Annotated in this window: 17 protein-coding genes; 10 read left to right on the top strand and 7 right to left on the bottom strand. The window is 63.2% G+C overall.

The annotated features are described in order from the left end of the window. Positions 1–117 precede the first annotated feature (117 nt). The 4 genes from TU73_RS04875 to TU73_RS04860 all read left to right on the top strand — a co-directional run bounded on the left by TU73_RS04875 (position 118) and on the right by TU73_RS04860 (position 4,203). The gene (locus TU73_RS04875) at positions 118–708 is read left to right on the top strand and encodes an antibiotic biosynthesis monooxygenase (RefSeq protein WP_057011230.1); all 591 of its coding nucleotides are present in this window, start codon (positions 118–120) and stop codon (positions 706–708) included. Further along, positions 705–2,543: an amidohydrolase gene (locus tag TU73_RS04870; RefSeq protein WP_057011229.1), complete on the top strand. Its 1,839-nt coding sequence runs from the start codon at positions 705–707 to the stop codon at positions 2,541–2,543. The genes TU73_RS04875 and TU73_RS04870 overlap by 4 nt, the downstream gene beginning before the upstream one ends. 24 nt (positions 2,544–2,567) lie before the next feature. Further along, positions 2,568–3,185, top strand: coding sequence for an isochorismate family cysteine hydrolase YcaC (gene ycaC, locus TU73_RS04865; protein ID WP_043051487.1), 618 nt, complete (start codon positions 2,568–2,570; stop codon positions 3,183–3,185). 136 nt (positions 3,186–3,321) lie between these two features. Beyond that, complete coding sequence (locus TU73_RS04860; protein ID WP_057011228.1) at positions 3,322–4,203, top strand: LysR family transcriptional regulator; 882 nt, start codon at positions 3,322–3,324, stop codon at positions 4,201–4,203. Here the strand turns inward: TU73_RS04860 and TU73_RS04855 are convergent. Both TU73_RS04855 and TU73_RS04850 read right to left on the bottom strand, forming a co-directional pair. Continuing rightward, entirely contained in the window at positions 4,190–5,227 is a 1,038-nt protein-coding gene (locus TU73_RS04855) for an AraC family transcriptional regulator (protein WP_057011227.1), read from the bottom strand. The two genes, TU73_RS04860 and TU73_RS04855, sit on opposite strands and share 14 nt — an antisense overlap. A 1-nt stretch (position 5,228) precedes the next feature. Beyond that, a complete protein-coding gene (locus tag TU73_RS04850) occupies positions 5,229–6,143 on the bottom strand; it encodes a GGDEF domain-containing protein (RefSeq protein WP_057011226.1) in 915 nt (304 codons plus the stop codon). A 382-nt stretch (positions 6,144–6,525) separates the two neighbouring features. Here TU73_RS04850 and TU73_RS04845 point away from each other — a divergent pair, with 382 nt between their 5' ends. From TU73_RS04845 to TU73_RS04825, 5 genes are read left to right on the top strand one after another with little or no spacing between them, the layout of a single operon-like run. Further along, complete coding sequence (locus TU73_RS04845; protein ID WP_057011225.1) at positions 6,526–9,039, top strand: TonB-dependent receptor; 2,514 nt, start codon at positions 6,526–6,528, stop codon at positions 9,037–9,039. A gap of 42 nt (positions 9,040–9,081) precedes the next feature. Then, positions 9,082–10,947: a phytase gene (locus TU73_RS04840; protein WP_057011332.1), complete on the top strand. Its 1,866-nt coding sequence runs from the start codon at positions 9,082–9,084 to the stop codon at positions 10,945–10,947. A 48-nt stretch (positions 10,948–10,995) separates the two neighbouring features. Then, positions 10,996–11,688 carry a protein TolQ gene (tolQ, locus tag TU73_RS04835; protein ID WP_057011224.1) on the top strand — a complete coding sequence of 231 codons (693 nt, stop codon included), beginning with the start codon at positions 10,996–10,998 and terminating at the stop codon, positions 11,686–11,688. A 14-nt stretch (positions 11,689–11,702) separates the two neighbouring features. After that, a complete protein-coding gene (gene tolR, locus TU73_RS04830; RefSeq protein WP_057011223.1) occupies positions 11,703–12,149 on the top strand; it encodes a protein TolR in 447 nt (148 codons plus the stop codon). Further along, positions 12,146–12,889 carry an energy transducer TonB gene (locus tag TU73_RS04825; RefSeq protein WP_057011222.1) on the top strand — a complete coding sequence of 248 codons (744 nt, stop codon included), beginning with the start codon at positions 12,146–12,148 and terminating at the stop codon, positions 12,887–12,889. The genes tolR and TU73_RS04825 overlap by 4 nt, the downstream gene beginning before the upstream one ends. A gap of 80 nt (positions 12,890–12,969) precedes the next feature. On the opposite strand, the gene TU73_RS04820 is transcribed toward TU73_RS04825, so the two are convergent. The 5 genes from TU73_RS04820 to TU73_RS04800 form a co-directional block, all read right to left on the bottom strand. Then, positions 12,970–13,914, bottom strand: a complete 945-nt coding sequence (locus TU73_RS04820) for a D-isomer specific 2-hydroxyacid dehydrogenase family protein (protein ID WP_057011221.1) — start codon at positions 13,912–13,914, stop codon at positions 12,970–12,972. Further along, positions 13,911–15,080 (bottom strand): acyl-CoA dehydrogenase family protein, encoded by a 1,170-nt coding sequence (locus tag TU73_RS04815; RefSeq protein ID WP_057011331.1) that lies wholly within the window; start codon positions 15,078–15,080, stop codon positions 13,911–13,913. Before TU73_RS04815 ends, TU73_RS04820 begins: the two co-directional genes overlap by 4 nt. Positions 15,081–15,144: 64 nt before the next feature. After that, positions 15,145–16,104, bottom strand: coding sequence for an ABC transporter substrate-binding protein (locus TU73_RS04810; RefSeq protein ID WP_057011220.1), 960 nt, complete (start codon positions 16,102–16,104; stop codon positions 15,145–15,147). A gap of 85 nt (positions 16,105–16,189) precedes the next feature. After that, positions 16,190–17,773 carry a rhodanese-related sulfurtransferase gene (locus TU73_RS04805; RefSeq protein WP_057011219.1) on the bottom strand — a complete coding sequence of 528 codons (1,584 nt, stop codon included), beginning with the start codon at positions 17,771–17,773 and terminating at the stop codon, positions 16,190–16,192. Continuing rightward, positions 17,770–18,381 (bottom strand): cysteine dioxygenase family protein, encoded by a 612-nt coding sequence (locus tag TU73_RS04800; protein WP_057011218.1) that lies wholly within the window; start codon positions 18,379–18,381, stop codon positions 17,770–17,772. The genes TU73_RS04805 and TU73_RS04800 overlap by 4 nt, the downstream gene beginning before the upstream one ends. Before the next feature lie 212 nt (positions 18,382–18,593). On the opposite strand from TU73_RS04800, the gene TU73_RS04795 reads away from it, so the two are divergent. Further along, complete coding sequence (locus TU73_RS04795; RefSeq protein WP_046072255.1) at positions 18,594–19,499, top strand: LysR family transcriptional regulator; 906 nt, start codon at positions 18,594–18,596, stop codon at positions 19,497–19,499. Positions 19,500–19,514: the final 15 nt, after the last annotated feature.

The following is a 19,514-nucleotide window of genomic DNA, read 5'->3' as shown; positions in this document are numbered from 1 at the left end:
TGAGGCCTTCCGATACTTTTGCCTTTGCCGGTCGGACAGCACATACATCCAATTCTGCGCTTCCAATTCCCACCAGACTCCTCCCATCGCTCAATCCTGCGGGGGAGTCACCCAACCATGGACCCAACACCCAAGACCAGCCCGGACGAAGTCGTCACGCTGGTGGTCAAGCACCGGGTCAAGCCCGGGCGCGAAACCGAGTACGAAGCCTGGCTGCGCCGTATCGTGCGTATTGCCGGTGAGCGCCCCGGCCATCTGGGCGTCGATGTGGTACGCAGTCGGCAGAACGGTATGGCGCTGTTCACCTGTGTGCTGCGCTATCGCTCCACCGACGCCCTGGAACTGTGGCTCGACTCTCCCCAACGCCGGGCCCTGATCGACGAAGCCGCGCCGATGCTGGCGGACGGCGACCAGACCGAAATCGGCGCCGTCAATGAGTTCTGGTTCGCGCCCCAGGCCGAGGGCGCCGCCCAGCCGCCGCGCTGGAAGCAGGCAGTGGTCAGCCTGTGCGTGATTTTGCCGCAGACCCTGCTCCTGCCGTTTATCTGGGGGCCGATCCTGCGCCTGCACCCGTTGCTGTCCAACTACGTGGTCTCCACCTTCCTGGTCACCCTGACCATTGTGCTGTTGGTGGTGTACCTGCTGATGCCGGCGGCCACCCGCCTGTTCGCTCCCTGGCTTCAACCTTCTGTAAAGGAAACCCTATGAACGCCGATCTGATTCTGTTCAATGGCCAGTTCCACACCGTGGACCGGGAAAACCCACGCGCCACCGCCGTCGCCATCCGCGACGGGCGCTTCGTCGCGGTCGGCACTGACGGCGAGGCCATGGCTCTGCGCGGCAGCGGCACCCAGGTCATCGACCTCAAGGGCCGCACGGTGATCCCCGGGCTCAACGACTCGCACCTGCACCTGATCCGCGGCGGGCTGAACTACAACCTCGAACTGCGCTGGGAAGGCGTGCCGTCCCTGGCCGATGCCTTGCGCATGCTCAAGGACCAGGCCGACCGTACCCCTACGCCGCAATGGGTGCGCGTGGTCGGCGGCTGGAACGAATTCCAGTTCGCCGAAAAACGCATGCCCACCCTCGAAGAACTCAACCAGGCCGCGCCGGACACTCCGGTGTTTGTGCTGCACCTGTACGACCGCGCCTTGCTCAACCGCGCCGCGTTGCGGGTGGCCGGCTACACCAAGGACACGCCCAACCCGCCAGGCGGCGAGATCGTGCGCGACAGCCACGGCAACCCCACCGGCATGCTGGTGGCGCGACCTAACGCGATGATCCTGTATTCGACCTTGGCCAAGGGCCCGAAACTGCCCTTGGAATACCAGGTCAACTCCACCCGCCAGTTCATGCGCGAACTCAATCGCCTGGGCCTGACCAGCGCCATCGATGCCGGCGGCGGCTTCCAGAACTATCCCGATGACTATGCGGTGATCGAACAGTTGGCCAAGGATCAACAGTTGACGGTGCGCATCGCCTACAACCTGTTTACCCAGAAGCCCAAGGAAGAACTCAGCGACTTCAAGAACTGGACCGGCAGCGTCACCCTGCATCAGGGCGATGACTATCTGCGTCACAACGGCGCTGGCGAAATGCTGGTGTTTTCGGCGGCGGACTTCGAAGACTTCCTCGAACCGCGCCCGGACCTGCCGCTGACCATGGAACAGGAGCTGGAGCCGGTGGTACGCCACCTGGTGGAACAGCGCTGGCCGTTCCGCCTGCACGCCACCTACGACGAATCGATCTCGCGCATGCTCGACGTGTTCGAGAAGGTTAACCGCGACATTCCTTTCAATGGCCTGCCGTGGTTCTTCGACCACGCTGAAACCATCACCCCGAAAAACATTGAGCGCGTGCGCGCCCTCGGCGGTGGCATTGCGATCCAGGACCGCATGGCCTTCCAGGGTGAGTACTTTGTCGAGCGTTACGGTGCCAAGGCCGCCGAAGCCACGCCGCCGATCAAGCGCATGCTCGCCGAAGGCGTGCCGGTAGGGGCGGGCACCGATGCCACGCGGGTCTCCAGTTATAACCCGTGGACCTCGCTGTATTGGATGGTCAGCGGCCGTACCGTTGGCGGCCTGGAGCTGCACGCCGAAGGCCTGCCGCGCCTCACCGCATTGGAGTTGTTTACCCACGGCAGCGCCTGGTTCTCGTCCGAGCAGGGCAAGAAAGGCCAGATCAAGGTCGGCCAGCTGGCGGACGTGGCCGCGTTGTCGGCGGACTTCTTCAGTGTCGACGAGGAAGCCATCAAGTGGATCGAGTCGGTGCTGACCGTGGTCGGCGGCAAGGTGGTATACGGCGCGGGTGACTTCGAAGACTTCGCCCCACCCCGCGTGCCGGTGCTGCCGGACTGGTCGCCGGTGGTCAAGGTACCAGGGCACTGGCGTCCGTCCTCGCCCTTGCAGGCCCAGGTGCACCAGTGCAGCGGCCCGTGCGGCGTGCATGCCCACAGCCATGAAAAAGCCCGTCTTTCCAGCGTGCCAGTCAGCGACTTCCAGGGCTTCTGGGGTGCGTTTGGCTGTTCATGCTTTGCCTTTTAATCCAGAAACCCAAGGAGTTACCCCATGACTTACAAGCGCTTGAACAAAGATGACGCGGTTGTCCTGCTGGTCGATCACCAGACCGGCCTGATCTCCCTGGTGCAGGATTTCTCCCCCAACGAATTCAAGAACAACGTGCTGGCCTTGGCCGACGTGGCGAAGTTCTTCAACCTGCCGACCATCCTGACCACCAGTTTTGAAGGCGGCCCCAACGGCCCACTGGTGCCAGAGCTCAAGGCACTGTTCCCGGACGCCCCGTATATCGCCCGCCCTGGCCAGATCAACGCCTGGGACAACGAAGATTTCGTCAAGGCCGTCAAGGCGACCGGTCGCAAGCAGATCATCATTGCCGGCGTGGTCACGGATGTGTGCGTAGCCTTCCCGACCCTGTGCGCCCTCGACGAAGGCTTCGAGGTATTCGTGGTCACCGACGCCTCCGGCACCTTCAATGAAACCGTGCAACAAGCCGCCTGGGCGCGCATGACTGCCGCTGGTGCGCAGTTGGTGAACTGGTTCTCGGTGGCCTGCGAGCTGCAGGTTGACTGGCGCAACGACATGGAAGGCCTGGCCAACCTGTTGTCGCCGCGCATTCCCAACTACCGCAACCTGATGAACAGCTACTCGGCGTTCACCGCCAAGTAAGCAGATCTGCCCGATGTAGGTAATCTCCTGTGGGAGGGAGCAAGCTCCCTCCCACATTTGATTGTGTCCCACATTAGGTTTGTGGTGTGCCTCTGAACCCGCTATAAATCAGCCCATCGTCCACCGAGAAGCGACAATGAACCCCTTCGAAGACATGCGCCTGTTCTGCCAGGTCATGGAGTCCGGCAGTTTCACCGCTGCTGCCGAACAACTGGGCCTGTCCAAGCAATTCGTCAGCCGCCGCCTGATCCAGCTGGAAGAGCGCCTCGGCGTGCGCCTGCTCAATCGCTCTACCCGGCGCCTGGATGTCACGCCTTTGGGGCAGAGCTACTACGAATCCGCCCTGCGCCTGCTCGGTGAAATCGAGCAAGTGGAGCAGGGCATCGCCGGCCAGAACAGCGAGCCGCGTGGCACCATCCGCCTCAGCGCGCCGTTGTCATTCGCCATGGCTCACCTGGGCTGCCTGCTGCCGTTGTTTCTGCAACGTCATCCGCAGGTGTCGGTGGAAGTCGACCTGAGCGACCGCCCGGTGGACTTGATCGGCGAGGGCTACGACCTGGTGCTGCGCATCGGCACCCTGGAAGATTCCACCCTGATCGCCCGCCGGATCGCCAGCGTGCAGCGGGTGTACTGCGCGAGCCCCGATTACCTGGCGCTGCGGGGCACGCCGTTGAAACCCGAGGACCTGACCGCGCATGACTGCCTGCCCTACGGCCATGGTCGCCAGGTGCAGTGGCGCTTCAAAGGCAAGTTGCAGGGGTTGAATGTCAGTGGGCGTATGCGCGTGAATAACGGCGAGTTGTTGCGTGATACCGCCATTGCCGGGCTGGGGGTGACCTACCTGCCGACCTTTATCGTCGCGGATGCGTTGAAAGATGGGCGCCTGGTGACACTGCTGGACGACTTCGCCCCCGAAGCCCTGACCCTGTCGGCGGTGTATCCCCAGCACCGGCAAAGCTCACGGCCGGTGCAGGCGCTGGTGGAGTTCTTACGCGAGCGCCTGGCTAGCGGCTGTTGAACAGCTGGCGGATCAGGTTCGGGGTGCTGCCGGTCCAGCGCTTGAATGAACGCCGGAAGTTCGCCGCATCGTTGAAGTTCAGGTACGCCGCCACCTCATCATTGCTGTAGCCCTTGAGCTGATACAGGTGCAACGCCACCTGCTTGCGTACCCGGTCCACCTGCTGTTGAAAACCCGTGTTGTGCTTGTTCAACTTGCGCTTGAGGGTCGCCGGGCTCATGGCGAAGGCCTGGGCCGCCTGTTCCAGGCTGGGCGGCTGACGTACCTGGTCGCGCAGGTAGTCGTAGAGACAGTCGAGAAAACTGCCAGCAAAACCCAGCTGTTCGATCTGCTCGCGGGCCTGCCGACGCGCAACCTGACCGGCCGTGGCCGAGGCGCCAGGCCAGGGGCGGGTGAGGTACTCACGCGGGATGCTCATCATGTCCAGCGGGCGTTCGAAGCGCGTGTCTTCGCCCAGATGCACCCAGTACTGCTCGATATAACGCGGCTCGGCATGGCTGAAATTGCATGCCCATGGCAGGCGCTCGCCGCTGAGCCATTGGCTCATGGCAACCAGCGAGGTCATGCAGGCTTCCAGCAGGAAACGCCAATGCTCGCCGGCGCCGCAACTGTCCAGCCAGTACAGGTAGGCGCGATGCTCATCCAGCTCCAGTTGCAGGGTGGCCAACGGGCTGAGCAGCACCTGTTGCTGGATCAGGATTTCCAGGGCCTGGTGCAGGTTCTGCGCATGACCAAGGGCGTGGCTGGCGGCGCCGTAATAGCCCGGCAGCAGACGCTGGCCAAACAAGAAGCTGCTGTCGTCGGCGTCCAATAACTTGCGGCTGTTGCCGATCAGGCCGAAGAACTGTTGCGGGCTCAGGTGCGCGGTGCCAGCCAGGATGTCCTCGTGAAACAGGCCGGTGCCGCGCAGCAGGCGATGGCTGTCGATGTCGCGGGACAAGGCCAGGTCGATCAGCGTGGCGGGTTGGTAATGCCCTGGGATGAAGCGGCTGTCGGCTTCATACCAGCTGGTTTTCACGGTCATCTCAGGCACTTTTCGCAAGCGGTTGCTTGGCCCTGGCCAACGTCAGGTTCAGGCGCTTGAGCAAGTCCTGGGGCGGTTCTTCAAGGGCCATGACCACGGCGGTGGTCGCGGCCAGTTGCAGGCGTTCGCCTTGGTGCCGGGTCTTGTGGGCCAGGCCGAGCACTGCCTGCTGCAACTCCAGCGCCAGCTCCCTGGCCTGGCGTTCACCGGTATTGGGCAGCAGCACCACAAAGCGGTCCCCGGCCAGGCGGCACAGCAGGTCCTGGCGGCGCAGGTTGAGCAGCAGCAAATGGCTGAGGGCCTGCAGTACCGCGTCGCCCTCGGCATGCCCGTAGGCCTGGTTGATGGCGGCAAAGTTGTCCAGGTCCAGGGCCAGCAGCGACAGCGGTTGTTGCTGGTCGCGGCTGTCTTGCAGGCTGTCGGCCAACTGGCGCTTGAGGTAATCGGCGCCGGCCAGCGGCGTGAGTTTGTCGAACAGCCGATGCTCACGGAACAGCCGCTCGCGTTTTTCCATCTGCGCGCTGATCGCCAGTTGTTCGCGGTGCCAGTGGTAGATGCCGATGGTCAGCAGGACCATGCCCACCGGCATCGGCCCCGACTCCAGCCAATGGTCCCAGGTGATGCTGTCGGGCAGGCGGATAAACTCGTCGAGGCTGTCGATCCACCAGGAGAAAAAGATGCACGACAGGCCCAGCGCCAGGTAGTTGGTGACGCGCCCGGCGGGGCGGCTTTTGAGCACCAGTCCCAGCCATACCAGGGCGAGCAGGGCGGAACCGCCTTCGCCGACAATATCCAGCCACACCCACTCGCTGATGCTTTTCAATTCGCCACAGGCCAGGTGCAGGATCAGCCCGAGATTGGCGGCGATCAGCAGCAATGAGAGTTTCCAGCGGTGGGGCTTGAGCACGCCAGGCATGGCTGCGATTCCTTGGGCGAATGAGCGATGGGCGCCAGCACAGCAGATGGATGTGACCGTTGGATGACAGTGGGCGAGGGTCGAATCAGCTCATCTCAAACACACTGGAGATCAAAAAATGTGGGAGGGGGCTTGCCCCCGATAACGGTGTGTCAGCTATAAATTGGCTGACTGATCCACCTATATCGGGGGCAAGCCCCCTCCCACAGGTGACCTTCACAGGTCATATCAGCTCATTCCAAGCCAAAAATCCGTGCAAACCTGCGGTTTACGGACATGACCACTCAATGCTGTCACAGAACCGTCATCCCCCACCCCTAGCGTGCCCTCCCAGTTGCCGGGCCCTCTTGCCTGGCGCCAACGGATTCTTGGGGAGGATTGCATGTACAAGCGCACCGGGCTCGTCAGCTTCACGCTTACCGCCTTTGCCCTGGCGATGGCCAGCGAGCGGCTCACGGCGGCCGAGGCGGCCACCACCGAGCATGTCGAAGTGGTCGGCCAGGCCGCTGCCATGGACAGCGCCCTCAAGGAACAACGTTCTTCCGACAGCATCAAGAGCGTGGTACATGCCGACGGTGTAGCCCAATTACCGGATGAAAACGTCGCCGAAGCGGTGCAGCGCCTACCGGGCATCAGCGTGGAGCGCGACCAGGGCGAAGGGCGTTTTGTCAGCGTGCGCGGCCTGGGCCCGGACCTCAACAGCGTCACCATCAACGGCACCCTGGTGCCCGCGCCGGAGAGCGAACGCCGCGCCGTGGCCCTCGATGTGCTGCCCTCGGAGTTGGTGCAATCGCTGTCGGTGATCAAGACCCTGACCCCGGACATGGACGCCAACTCTCTCGGTGGCACCGTGGATGTGAAGAGCCTGTCGGCGTTCGATCACAAGGGCCTGTTCTATACCGGTAGCACCGAAGCCAGCTACGACAAGAACACCGGCCAGACCAGCCCGAAATTCTCCGGTGCCGCCAGTAACCGCTTCAGCCTCGGCGACGGCATCGACAACTTCGGCGTGGCCGCGGCGCTGAGCTGGCAGAAGCGCGACTTTGGCTCAGACAACGTCGAAACCGGTGGCGCCTGGGACTTCACCGACGGCGCCAGGCTCAACGAATTCGAACAGCGCGACTACGACATCAGCCGCGAACGCGCCGGTGGCGGCCTGAACTTCGACTACAAGCCCGACGACCTCAGCAGCTACTACCTGCGCACCCTCTACAGCCGCTACAAGGACACCGAAACCCGCAACGCCGCCAGCCTTGAATTTGCCGACCCGCAAGCGCCTGGCGAACTGGGCGATGCCGAGGGCAAGCGCAAGCTGAAAAATCGTGAGGAAACCCAGCAAATCCAGTCCTATGTGTTCGGCGGCGAACGCATGCTGGGCCTGTGGACCCTCAGCGGCCAGGCCGGCTACAGCCAATCCAGCGAAGACAGCCCGGCGCACATTGCGGGCGCCACCTTCGACGGCGGCGACTTTGCCAACAGCGGTTTCTACGACAAGGACAAACCCCGCCCGATCATCGGCAGCGGCTTCTACGACGCCAGCAACTTCAGCCTCGACAAGGTCGACTGGGAGAAACAGTACACAAAGGACACCGAGAAAAACCTGCGCCTGGACCTGGCCCGTGACTATGACCTGAGTGGCTATGCCTCCCAGTTCAAGTTCGGTGGCAAGGTCAGCCGCCGCAACAAGGACAACGACTTGGAGGCCTGGGTCTACAAGGACTTGGATCAGCAAGGCTTCAGCGATGAACAGCTCAACCTCACGCAGTTCCAGAAGGGCAGCGTCGACTACCGTCTCGGCCGATATGGCCCAGGCATCAGCGCGGGCAATATTCGCCAACTGATTGGTGGCCTCAATCGGGATGATTTCTACGACCCGACCGAATCCAGGGTCAACGACTTCACCATCCGCGAAGATATCAATGCCGGCTACCTGATGAACACCGTCGATATCGACGACTGGCGGTTCATCGCCGGGATGCGCTACGAGGGCACCGAATTCGAAGCCAAGGGCACCGGCGCCACCGACGGCCAGTTCAGCGCCACAGAGACCAAGCGGCGTTATCACCATTGGTTGCCGGGCCTGCACGCACGTTATCAGATCGATAAGAACACCCAGGTGCGCGCTGCCTGGACCAAATCCGTGGTGCGCCCAACATTCGGCCAGCTGGCGCCGGGTTTCGTGATCGATGATGACGAAGCCACCTTCGGCAACCCGGACCTCAAGCCCCTGGAATCGAGCAACCTGGACCTGGGCATCGAACACTTCATGGGCCGCGCCGGCACCGTGTCGGCGTTCGTGTTCTACAAGGACATCCAGAACTTCGTCTACAACACCGACGTGGCTGGCACGGGTGCCTGGACCAATTTTTCCGAGGCCCACACCTACGCCAATGGCGACAGCGCCAAGCTCTACGGCCTGGAGCTGGCCTACTCACAGAAGTTCGACTGGCTACCCGCGCCATGGAACGGCTTGCTGGTCGGCGCCAACAGCACCTTCAGCCGGTCCAGCGCGGATATCGAGGGTTTCGACAGCGCCAGCGGGCGCAACCGCAAGCGCAGTATCAGCCTGCCCAACCAGTCGGACACGGTTGGCAACCTGATGCTTGGCTGGGAGGACGACAAGCTCAGCCTGCGCCTGTCGGCTAACTACAAATCGGCCTACCTGTATGAACTGGCCTCGATCAACGACAAGGCCCATGACCTGCACGTCGACGCGCAGACCTTCGTCGACTTCAGTGCGCGCTACTCAGTGACCAAGAACCTGCAAGTCAGCTTCGAGGCCCAGAACCTCACTGATGAGTCGTACTTCGTCTACACCGGCCACCGCAATTACAACGGCCAGTACGAAGAGTACGGCCCGACCTACAAGGTTGGCCTGACCTTCACCCATTTCTAAACCACATTGGATCTTCATTGTTTTCGAAGGATTTGTATGTTCATGAGATTTTCCACGCTTCAGTTGTTGATCGCGCTGCTCACCAGCGCCAATGCCTTCGCCGCTGACCTGGCCATGTCCCCTTGGGCACCGAGCCTGAATGCCGAAGCCCTGGCGTTCTTGCCCAACGCCACCGAACGCCTGGCCGCCAGCCGCCGTGACGGCCTGTTGTTGCTCGACAGCCAGGGCGCCGAACTGGCGCGCTTCAAAGGCAGTTTCACCAGCCTCGACACCCGCGTCGCAGGCGCCCAGGTACTGGTCGCCAGCCTCGACAACGACCGCCAACAGGCGTTGCTGGTCAGTCTGGATACCGCCAGCAAAAACTGGGGCAAGCCCCTGTACTTGCCAACCCGTGACTACTCGGTAAATGGCCTGTGCCTTTATCGCGATTCGGCGGCCAACCTGTTCGTATTCCTGGTGGGCGAAGAGGGCAAGGGCGAGCAATGGCTGGTAGGCAACGGCTCGACCCTGCTCACCGAACCCCAGCGGGTACGCGGTTTGCCGCTGCCGCCGTCGGCGCAGTTCTGCCAGGTGGACGACGCCACCCAGCAGTTGGTGGTCAATGAAGAGAATGTCGGCTGGTGGGCCTACCCTGCGCACCCGGAAGCCGATGTGAAACGCACACCGGTGGCGCTGTTCGACAACCCCAAGCGCGAAGCCGGGGCCATGGCGCTGGTGCCGGGTGGCATGGTTGCGCTGGACCCGAAGACCGCCCAGTTGCACCTGTTCCAGCAAACCGGCGAGCGCTGGGCGGAGCAATCGAGCTTGAGCCTGGCGGGTCTGAAAGAACCGCAGGAATTGGCGATCAATGGCCGCCAGTTGCTGGTGCGCGATGACGACAGCGGCAAGCTCTACCAGGCCAGGCTCGACTGGCAGGCCAAGCCCGTTGTAGTCGCCCCAGTGTTGCCGGAGGTTGCGGCTTTGCGCCAGAGCGATCCGGTCGGCCGTCAGGGCGATGCGGCGGATGACCCGGCGATCTGGATTCACCCCCAGACGCCGGCCAGCAGCCGTGTGCTCGGCACCAACAAAAAACAGGGCCTGCTCGCCTACGACCTCGACGGCAAGCTGTTGCAGGAGCTGGCGGTGGGCCGTCTGAATAACGTCGACGTACGCTCCAACTTCAAGCTCGGTGCACAAACGGTCGACCTGGCCGTGGCGAGCAACCGTGACCGCAACAGCCTGAGCCTGTTCAGCATCGACCGTCAGAGCGGCGAGCTGCGTGAAGCCGGTGAAGTGCCCACGCCGCTCAAGGACATCTATGGCATCTGCCTGTTCCAGCCCGCCAGCGGCGAGATCTACGCGATTGCCAACGGCAAGGACGGCACCTTCCTGCAATACCGTCTCAGCGCGCCGCACGGGCGTGTGCAAGGCGAGCTGGTGCGCCAGTTCAAGGTCGACAGCCAACCCGAAGGCTGCGTGGCCGACGATCAGCGCCAGCGCCTGTTTATCGGTGAGGAAGACGTCGGTGTATGGGCGGTGGATGCACGCGCCGATCAGCCGGCGACGTTGACCAGCGTGATCAAGGTCGGCCCGCAGCTGCATGCGGATGTCGAGGGCCTGGCGCTGTACCAGAGCGATAAACGTGACTACCTGGTGATCTCCAGCCAGGGCAATGACAGCTACCTGGTGGTGGACGCCGAACCGCCGTTTGCCGTGCACGGTGCCCTGCGCGTTGGCTTGAATGCCGCCGCCGGCATCGATGGTGCCTCCGAAACCGACGGCCTCGAGGTCACGGCCGTCAACCTCGGCGGGCCATGGAGCCAGGGCATGCTGGTGGTGCAGGACGGGCGCAAGCGCATGCCCGAGCAAACCCAAAACTTCAAGTTCGTACCCTGGGCCGAGGTAGCCCGCGCCTTGAAGTTGCCTTGAGCCTGTCATCAGGCAGTCATCCATTTTCAATCGAATAGGAGCTTCACCATGCACGCGACGATGGAACATATGACGATCTGGGGGTTGATCAGCGACGCCAGCCTGTTGGTCAAGGCGGTCATGCTGACCTTGCTGTTGGCGTCCTTGCTCAGTTGGTACCTGATAATCCAGCGCGCCAGTGTGCTGCGCCGCCTGGAACGGCAGTTGAACGGTTTCGTGCAGCGTTTTCGTGCCGCACCGGATTTGCAGGCGCTGTCCCGTGAGATCCAGCAGGCGGGCGAGGGCGGCATCGCGCCGATCTTTATCGCCGGGGTCCAGGAATACCAGCACCTGCACAATCATGACCCGGCGGTGCTCGAAGGCGTGGAGCGCGCCTTGCAGGTAGCGATCACCGAGCAGGAGATCGAGCTGGAAAAGGGCCTGCAATTTCTCGCCACCGTGGGATCGGTCAGCCCTTACATCGGCCTGTTCGGCACGGTGTGGGGCATCATGAATTCCTTTATCGGCCTGTCCCAGGTGCAACAGGCCACGCTGTCCACCGTAGCGCCGGGCATCGCCGAAGCCTTGATTGCCACGGCCATCGGCCTGTTTGCGGCCATCCCCGCGGTGATCGCCTATAACCGCTTCGCGGCCCGCGGCCAGACACTGCTCACCCGCTACTACGCGTTTGGCAATGAACTGCAAGTGCGCCTGCACCGCTCCCTGCGCGGTACGTCGAGCAACCTGGCCGTGGCCGCCTGAAAGGAGCAATTTCCATGTTAGTCAGGCCGCAACGCAAGCACGGGCCCAAGGCCGAAATGAACGTGGTGCCGTATATCGATGTGATGCTGGTGCTGCTGGTGATCTTCATGGTCACCGCGCCGATGCTGACCCAGGGCGTGAAGATCGAACTGCCCAAGGTCGCCGCCGAGGCGCTGGCCACCGACACCCGCCAGCAGATCCTCACGCTGTCGGTAAAGGCCGACGGTGGCTACTACTGGAACCTCGGCGGCGAACTCGATACCCATCACCAGACCGACAGCGCCGTAAGCCTGGACGAAATGGGCGCCAAGGTCATGCAGGTGGTGGCGGCGCGCAGCGACACCCAGGTATATATCCGCGCTGACGACAACGCCGGTTATGGCCGGGTGGTCGCGGCCATGGCGGTATTGCAGAAGGGCGGTGTCAGCAACCTGGGACTGGTGACCGAGGCCCCGCAATGACGGCGATGATCATGCACAATCCCACGCCGGCGATGGCGCCCAGGGATGCTTCGGGAGTTTGGAGAAACGGCCTCGCCGCCGGCCTGGCGGTGGCGCTGCATGTGGGCGTGCTGGCCGCGCTGATAGTGGGCTGGTCGACGCCAATGCCTGTGGTGGATGCGCCGCGGGTGATGCACACGCAGTTGGTCATGCTGCCAGCTGCGCCCGCGCCTGAACCGCTGGTGGCCACCTCCGTACCCCCTGAGCCTGAGCCGGTGCCGGCAAAGCCCAGGGTCGATCCGCAGGTCCAGGTGCAAAAACTCGAGAAAGCCGCCTTGGCGCGTAAACGCGTCGAGGAAAAGAAAGCCGAGCAACAGCAGGAGCGGCTTGCCACCGAACAACGCAACCGCGAGCTGGAACAACAACGCCTCGATCAGCAACGCCTGGCCGCTGAAAAAGCCCGCGCTGCCAAACCTGCGCCAGCCTTCGACAGCCGCCAATATCAGCCCCTGAGCAAGGCAGCGCCGGACTATCCCGAGCGCGCCCTGGACAAGAATATTGAAGGCGATTGCACCTTGGAGTACAGCGTCAACATTCAGGGCCGCGTGGAGAATCCCAAGGTACTGGACGGCTGCCACCCACTGTTTATCCGGCCTTCATTGGCGGCGGCGAATACCTTTCGCTACCAGCCGAGGATCGTTGACGGCAAGGCCGTGGTCGTACCGGCAGTGCGCAACACCTTCCACTACCGCATCAAATGACCTCTCCCAGCCAACACAGGACCAATGTGGGAGGGAGCAAGTCGAATCGTCGCACCGCCCCTCCCACATTTTGAACTGCGTCAGGCGTTAGCTAAATTCGCTAGTTCGATACCTGAAATATACCGCTCCAGATTCGCCAAAAACGCATCGGCAATCTCATGCTTGCTGTTGGTCGAAATCGCCGACGTATGCGGTGACAACCGCACCCGTGGATGGCGGTACAACGGGTGCCCATCCGGCAAGGGCTCCGGCTCGGTCACGTCAAGCGATGCCAGGCCGACCTGGCCGTTATCCAGCGCCTCCAGCAATGCCTCCTGATCGAGCAACCCGCCACGCGCAATGTTGATCAGGTGCAGCCCGGGCTTGGCGCTGGCCAGCACGTCGCGGTTGATGATATGGCGCGTGGCTTCGGTCAGCGGTGCCGCCACCACCAGGTGGTCGGCGCGGGCGAACAGGTCGTGGATGTCCGTGGCCGCTTCAACACCGGCGCTGAAGGGGGCCTGGCTCTGACGCAGCGCCACCACCTTAATGCCCAGGGCCAGGGCCTTTTGCGCCAGGCTTTCACCAATCGCACCAAAGCCAAGAATGCCAAGGGTGGTGCCCTTGAGCGGGCGCAGGGCAGTGAAATGCCACTGCGCGTCCTTCACCCAGATATCCGGCAAGTGCTTGGACGCGGCAAAGATCGCGGCGAGGGCGAACTCGGCCAGGTTGTCGGCGGCGCTGCCTCGGGACGTGGTCACGGGTGGGCCGTTGAACAGCCACTGCGGGTAGAAGTCGATGCCCGACGACACCAGATGCACCCATTGCGCGCCATAGGGCCAGCCCGGTGGCGGGGTGTCGGGGGCGGTGTAGCCGCGTACGTTGATCGGGCGCAACAACAGGATATTGGCCTGGGGCGGCAGGTCGCTGGGCACGCCAACGGGTACGCCAATCACCTGGGCCTCGGGGTACAGCGGTGCCAGGCGCTCACGGATCACCTGATTGAAGTCTTCGTCCAACTGACTGGCAATAACCACCTGGCTCATGTGCGTTCCTTCTGGCGTTGGGTGAACACGGCTTTGCCGACGCCTTGCAACACCGCGTCGTTCTGCGGGGTGTGTACGCGGCTGCACAGCACGTCGCGATAATGCCGTTGCAGCGGGCTGTGGCGTGACAGGCCGGGGTTGCCGGAGGCCTCGATGGCCAGTTCTACGGCGCGAATGGCGTTATGGGTGATCAGGTACTTCAACTGCGCAGCGTTGGCGGCCGGGGTATGACCCCAGGCGGCGGCGTCGAGCAGGCTGCGGTTGGCGAACAGCAGGGTGTCGATATGGCCGACGGTCTCCTGGAAACGCGGCAAGCTGGACAGCGCCGCGCCGAGGTTGGATGGCTTGCGTTCCTCCAGCCAGTTCACCAGCCAGTCCCGCGCCGACTGGGCCACGGCGTCGTACACCGACGACAGCAGCACCGACATCCACAGCAAGCCGACACCGTCGAGCTCCGGCTGCGGTGCGCTCCAGGGGCTGGTGCTGACGGCGTGGTCCAGCGGCACCAGGACGTTGTCGAGCACCACCTCATGGCTGCAGGTGGCGCGCATGCCCAGGTGATCCCAGGTGTCGATGATGCTCACGCCGGGGCTGTCCTTGGGCACCAGCCAGGCGCCCACCAGCGGGTCGGCATCATCGCTGCGTGCCCACACGCTGAACCAGCTCAAGCCATGGCTGCCGGTGGAGTAGAGCTTACGCCCGCTGATACGCCAGCCGTCGGCGCCGCGCACCGCGGTGGTGGCCGGTAGACCGCCACGGGCCGGGGTGCCCAGGTCCGGTTCGACACGCAGGGCGTTGATCAGCGCGCCGTTGTGCACTGCATCCTCAGCAACTTTGATGCGCAGGTGTGCGGGCCAGGCCTGGCTGTCTTGCAGGCGACTGTGTTGCAGGTACTGCATCACCAGGATCAGCGCCGTGGACGGTTCGCCCTTGGCTATCGCGCTGATGGCCTTACGCGCCTGGGCCAGGCTGGCACCGCCGCCGCCGAGGCCCTTGGGCACGGTGAGGGCGAGCAGGCCGTGCTGGTGCAAGAGCTTGAAGTTGGCGTGGGGGAAGGCGCCGCTTTCGTCATAGACGTGGGCGGTGCTGGCCAGTTCGGCGCTGAGGCGTTCGAGCGTGGTGTCGAAATCGACGATGTCCACAGCCCGTAGAGAGGAGTGAGTCATCAGCAGGTACTCGGTCAAAGTGGGAGGAGTAGTGTCCAGGCCAGTGCCTTGAGCGGGGCTGGCACTACAACTGGGGCGCACGCGTGGCGTTGAAGCTTGGGTCGAAGCCCCGGGAGACGTCGATGTGCTTGGGCAGCAGGCCTTCTTTGACATAGGTGTCGGCGGTGGCTTGCAGGCCGTGGATCACGCTGTCGTCAATCGCGACCGGTGACAGGTGGGTGTCCTTGGCCACTTCGATGTGCACGGCCAACGGCAAGCCGGTGATCCTGGCCTGGGCGGCCGCATATTCATCGGGGTGGGTGTTGGCCCAGGCGTAGGCGCGGTCAACCCGTGCGACAAAGTCGTCCAGTTGCACGCGCTTGTCGGCAATCGCCTGGCCGGTGGCGGCGAAGTACAGGTGATTGCTCAACAGGTTCTTGCCGCTGACCAGCACGCGGGCGTGGCTCTGTGAGGTGACCACGGTGGTGTAGGGGTCCCATGTTGCCCAGGCATCCGCAGTGCCGTTGTCCAGCACCAGCCGCGACTCGGCGGGCAGCAGGAAGATGAAGTGCACATCCTGGGTGCTCAGGCCGACATCGTTCAGGGCCCTGATTGCCAGGTAGTGCCCGATGGAGCCGCGGCCGGTGACGATTTTCTTGCCCTTGAGATCCGCCGCAGTCTTGATCGGCGAGTCCTTGGGCACCAGCAGTGCGGTGGTGTTACGCCCTTCGGCATGGATGATGCTGATCACTTTGATCGAGGCGCCCGCGCCCAGGGCGAACACATAGGGAGCATCGCCCAGGGCGCCGACATCCACGGCACCGGCATTCAGGGCTTCGCCCAGGGGCGAGGCCGAGGGGAATTCAGACCACTTGATTTCATAGGGAACGTTTTGGCTTTCGCCGGAAGCTTCCAGCAGTGCCTTGATCGTGGACTTCTGGTTGGCCACGCGCAGCGGTTGCAGGTCGGCGGCCTGGGCGGTGGACAGGCCAAGGGCCAATGCGGCGCCCAGCAGCAGGCGTTTGAATGGGGTGGCGTACAGCATGGGGCAAACTCCAGGCATTGGATAAAAGGAAATACCTCCGCCTGGAGAAGGGGTCGGATGTGCGCATGAACAGTGCAGCGGTGGCTCAGATCACATAGAAACCATGGGTGCCGTCGCGGGCCAGCTGCGCGACCAGGCCGAACTCCCAGTCCAGGTAAGCCTGCATGGCTTCCCGCGGGTTATCGGTGCCTTCATAGGGGCGGCGGTAGCGGTCGATACGCGGCGAGGCCAGGTGGGTTTCGCCTTCTTCCAGGGGCAGTTGCGCGGCGATCCAGCCGGCAGTGCCGTCCTGTAGCAGGAACACCTGCTTGCCAGTCAGGGCCTCGACTTCGGCCACCGCCAGGCGCGCCAACTGGCTGCTGCCGCAGGTCAATACGTAGCGTTGCGCAGGCGGCACCTTGGCCAGGGCCTGGGGCAGTTGCCCGCGAAGGACCCACCAGGCCCCGGGAATATGGCGTTTGACATAATTGGCGCTGGCAGTGAAGTCCAGCACTAGGGTATCGCCATGGCCCAGCCAGTCGGCGAGAGTATGCGCGCTGATCAGTTCGGCCTGGGGTGGCGCGGGCACCGGAGCGACCCACGCGCCACGTTCGCTGAAATGCGCCGCTTGCAGGTCATCCAGTACATGCACCTGCCAACCCAACTGGGCCAGCCAGGAAGCAGACATATTGGCGCGCACGCCGTCGTCATCCACCAGCACCAGGCGCGCCCCGCGCACGCTGGCAACGTGATCGGTTTCCTGCACCAATTGCCCGCCGGGCGTGGAGCGCGCGCCTGGCAGGTGGCCGGCTTCGAATTCTTCCGGGGTGCGCACATCGAACAGGTAGGTGGTGCGCGTCGCCTCCTGCTGCCAGCGGTGCAGGTCGTTGAGGGAGGTGCGGCCAACGCGGGCCTTGTCGGCAACGCGTCGCGCAGCCTCGGCGGCGCGCTGGCGGTGTTCCTCTGACGTTGGCGCAAAGCGGCGGGCCTGGCCATGGGCGAGGGTCTGCCCGGCCAGGGTCCAGCCGATAGTGCCGTTGCGCAGGGCCGACACCGGATTGGGCACGCCGGCATTGATCAGCGACTGGGCGCCGATAATGCTGCGGGTGCGCCCGGCGCAGTTGACGATAATGCGCGTGGCTGGGTCGGGTGCCAGTTCGCGGGCGCGCAGTACCAGTTCGGCACCCGGCACGCTGATGCCGGTGGGGATGCTCATGGTCTGGTATTCGTCGAAACGGCGGGCGTCGAGCACCACCACATCGGCCTGGCTGTCGAGCAGGGCCTGGACGTCTTCGGCGGCCAGGGACGGCGTGTGGCGCTGGCTCTCGACCAGTTCGCCAAAGGCCTTGCTGGGTACGTTGACGTCGATAAACAGCTCGCCACCGGCCCGGCGCCAACCGTCCAGCCCGCCTTCAAGCAGGCTGACCTGGGTGTAGCCCAGCGCAACCAGGCGTTCGGCGGCGCGGCTGGCCAGCCCTTCACCATTGTCATACAGGGTGACCTGTGTATCGCGGCGTGGAATACGCGAGTACACCTCCAGTTCCAGCTTGGACAGCGGGATATTCGCGGCGAACAGCGGGTGGGCCTCGGCAAACGGCGCTTCCTCGCGCACGTCTATCAGCGCAACTTCTTCACGGTCCAACAGGGCCTGGCGAATCTGCGCATAGCGGCGGGTCGATACGTTGGTCATAGGGCAGGGCTCTTTTCTTTGGACAAGTCCCAGATATTGGGGAGATAGGCGTTGGAATAACCAGAGATGAACAGTTTTTCGCTGCCGTCAGGCTGATACACCGCACGGCGCACCGCACCGATATTGGCGCCGTATACATGGATGCTGATGGACACCTGGTCGGCGTGGGCATTGCTGACCTGATGAATATCGCCAATCCTGGGCGACACCGCTTCGACCTGGCCCGGCAATAGCTGGATCGGTTTGCCTTCAGTCACCAGGCTGCCATCGGGGGCCCGGGCAAAGCCCTGGGAAAACTCCGAGCCGCGCAACATACCGATCAGCCCCCAGACGCGGTGGTCATGAATCGGTGTGCGTTGCCCAGGGCCCCACACAAAGCTCACAAGGCTGAAACGCTGGCGCGAATCGGCATGCAGCAAGAATTGCTGGTAGCGCTCAGGGTCGGGCTGGGCGAATTCGTCGGGGAGCCAGTCATCATGGCTGACCAGTTGCGCCAGCAGCTTGCCGCCACGGTGCAGCAGGTCGCCTTCACGCGGGTTGGCGTCGATCAGTTCCGCCAGGGCGGCTATGAAGGCTCTGAGTCTCTCGGGGTGTCGGGCCTGGGTCATGACCATTCCATCGGCTGTGTTGATGGCGTTATATAAGCATAATGTTTGTAGTTAATATGCTATTTTTTAATGATTAGCTTATAGCCGAAGGTAATTTAGACTCGGTTTGAATAGCGTTAGACGTTATCGATCACAGCGTGGGCTATCCAGACTGGTTGGCGGCAACTATGCTTCACGCACATCTTAATGACTGATCTCTATGTGCGGCCCAAATGAAAATTGACGATATCGATGCCTTTGTCGAAGTGATTCGTTGCCAGTCCATCAGCCATGCCGCCGAGTCGTTGCAACTGACCCAGCCGGCCATTACCCGCCGTGTGCAGAACTTCGAGCAGGCCCTGGGCGTGGAGCTGTTCGACCGCAACACCAAGCCCCTCAAGCCGACGCTGATCGGCACCCGCGTCTATGAACAATGCCGGCTGATCCTGCGCGAGATGGACGCCCTGCGCGAACTGGTAGCCACCGATGCGCCGCCCACCGGCGTGTTGCGCCTGGGTGTACCGCAGACCATCGGCGACGTGGTGTTGCTGGACGCGCTCAAGCACCTGCGCACTGAATACACCGACCTGCGCGCCCAGGTCGCCACCGGCTGGGGCAGCCAATTGGTCGGCAAGATCGAACGCGGCGAGCTGGATGCGGCGGTGGCGTTGTTCCCGGCGGGCAAGATCTTCCCGGACAACATCGTCGGTGAGTCCATCGGCAAGATGGAGCTGGTGGTGGTCTGCGCCAAGGCGCAGTTGCCGAAAAAGCCGTGCAAGCTGGCGGATGTGTACCAGAATGGCTGGATTCTCAACCCGGATGGCTGCGGCTTCCGTGCCGGCTTGCAACGCACCTTGTCTGACCAGGGCTTGGCGCTGCGGGTGAACCTGGAAACCTTCGGCACCGAACTGCAATTGGGTTTGGTGGCCGACGGCCTCGGCCTGGGCCTGGTGCCGCGCCCGTTACTGGAGCGCAGTGCCCATCGCGAGCAGCTGGCGGTGATGCCGCTCAAGGACTTCAAGCCGGTGATGGACCTGTGGCTGATCTACCCGCATTTCCTTGGCAACCTGCAGGGGCCGGTGGATGCGTTTGGCCAGTGGGTGGCAGACTCCCTGCACAAGATCCGCAACGTGGCCTGATATGAAAAAAAATAA

The sequence above is a fragment of the Pseudomonas libanensis genome (assembly GCF_001439685.1).
GTDB classification, from domain to species: Bacteria; Pseudomonadota; Gammaproteobacteria; order Pseudomonadales; family Pseudomonadaceae; genus Aquipseudomonas; species Aquipseudomonas libanensis.
Note: the sequence above shows the minus strand (reverse complement) of the source record. Positions and strands in the feature narration are given on the sequence as shown.

Bases quoted from the DNA above. Each gene is read 5' to 3' on its own strand.
- TU73_RS04875 (WP_057011230.1), top strand. From the start codon at position 118: ATGGACCCAACACCCAAGACCAGCCCGGACGAAGTCGTCACGCTGGTG.
- TU73_RS04870 (WP_057011229.1), top strand. From the start codon at position 705: ATGAACGCCGATCTGATTCTGTTCAATGGCCAGTTCCACACCGTGGAC.
- ycaC (WP_043051487.1), top strand. From the start codon at position 2,568: ATGACTTACAAGCGCTTGAACAAAGATGACGCGGTTGTCCTGCTGGTC.
- TU73_RS04860 (WP_057011228.1), top strand. From the start codon at position 3,322: ATGAACCCCTTCGAAGACATGCGCCTGTTCTGCCAGGTCATGGAGTCC.
- TU73_RS04855 (WP_057011227.1), bottom strand. From the start codon at position 5,227: ATGACCGTGAAAACCAGCTGGTATGAAGCCGACAGCCGCTTCATCCCA.
- TU73_RS04850 (WP_057011226.1), bottom strand. From the start codon at position 6,143: ATGCCTGGCGTGCTCAAGCCCCACCGCTGGAAACTCTCATTGCTGCTG.
- TU73_RS04845 (WP_057011225.1), top strand. From the start codon at position 6,526: ATGTACAAGCGCACCGGGCTCGTCAGCTTCACGCTTACCGCCTTTGCC.
- TU73_RS04840 (WP_057011332.1), top strand. From the start codon at position 9,082: ATGAGATTTTCCACGCTTCAGTTGTTGATCGCGCTGCTCACCAGCGCC.
- tolQ (WP_057011224.1), top strand. From the start codon at position 10,996: ATGCACGCGACGATGGAACATATGACGATCTGGGGGTTGATCAGCGAC.
- tolR (WP_057011223.1), top strand. From the start codon at position 11,703: ATGTTAGTCAGGCCGCAACGCAAGCACGGGCCCAAGGCCGAAATGAAC.
- TU73_RS04825 (WP_057011222.1), top strand. From the start codon at position 12,146: ATGACGGCGATGATCATGCACAATCCCACGCCGGCGATGGCGCCCAGG.
- TU73_RS04820 (WP_057011221.1), bottom strand. From the start codon at position 13,914: ATGAGCCAGGTGGTTATTGCCAGTCAGTTGGACGAAGACTTCAATCAG.
- TU73_RS04815 (WP_057011331.1), bottom strand. From the start codon at position 15,080: ATGACTCACTCCTCTCTACGGGCTGTGGACATCGTCGATTTCGACACC.
- TU73_RS04810 (WP_057011220.1), bottom strand. From the start codon at position 16,104: ATGCTGTACGCCACCCCATTCAAACGCCTGCTGCTGGGCGCCGCATTG.
- TU73_RS04805 (WP_057011219.1), bottom strand. From the start codon at position 17,773: ATGACCAACGTATCGACCCGCCGCTATGCGCAGATTCGCCAGGCCCTG.
- TU73_RS04800 (WP_057011218.1), bottom strand. From the start codon at position 18,381: ATGACCCAGGCCCGACACCCCGAGAGACTCAGAGCCTTCATAGCCGCC.
- TU73_RS04795 (WP_046072255.1), top strand. From the start codon at position 18,594: ATGAAAATTGACGATATCGATGCCTTTGTCGAAGTGATTCGTTGCCAG.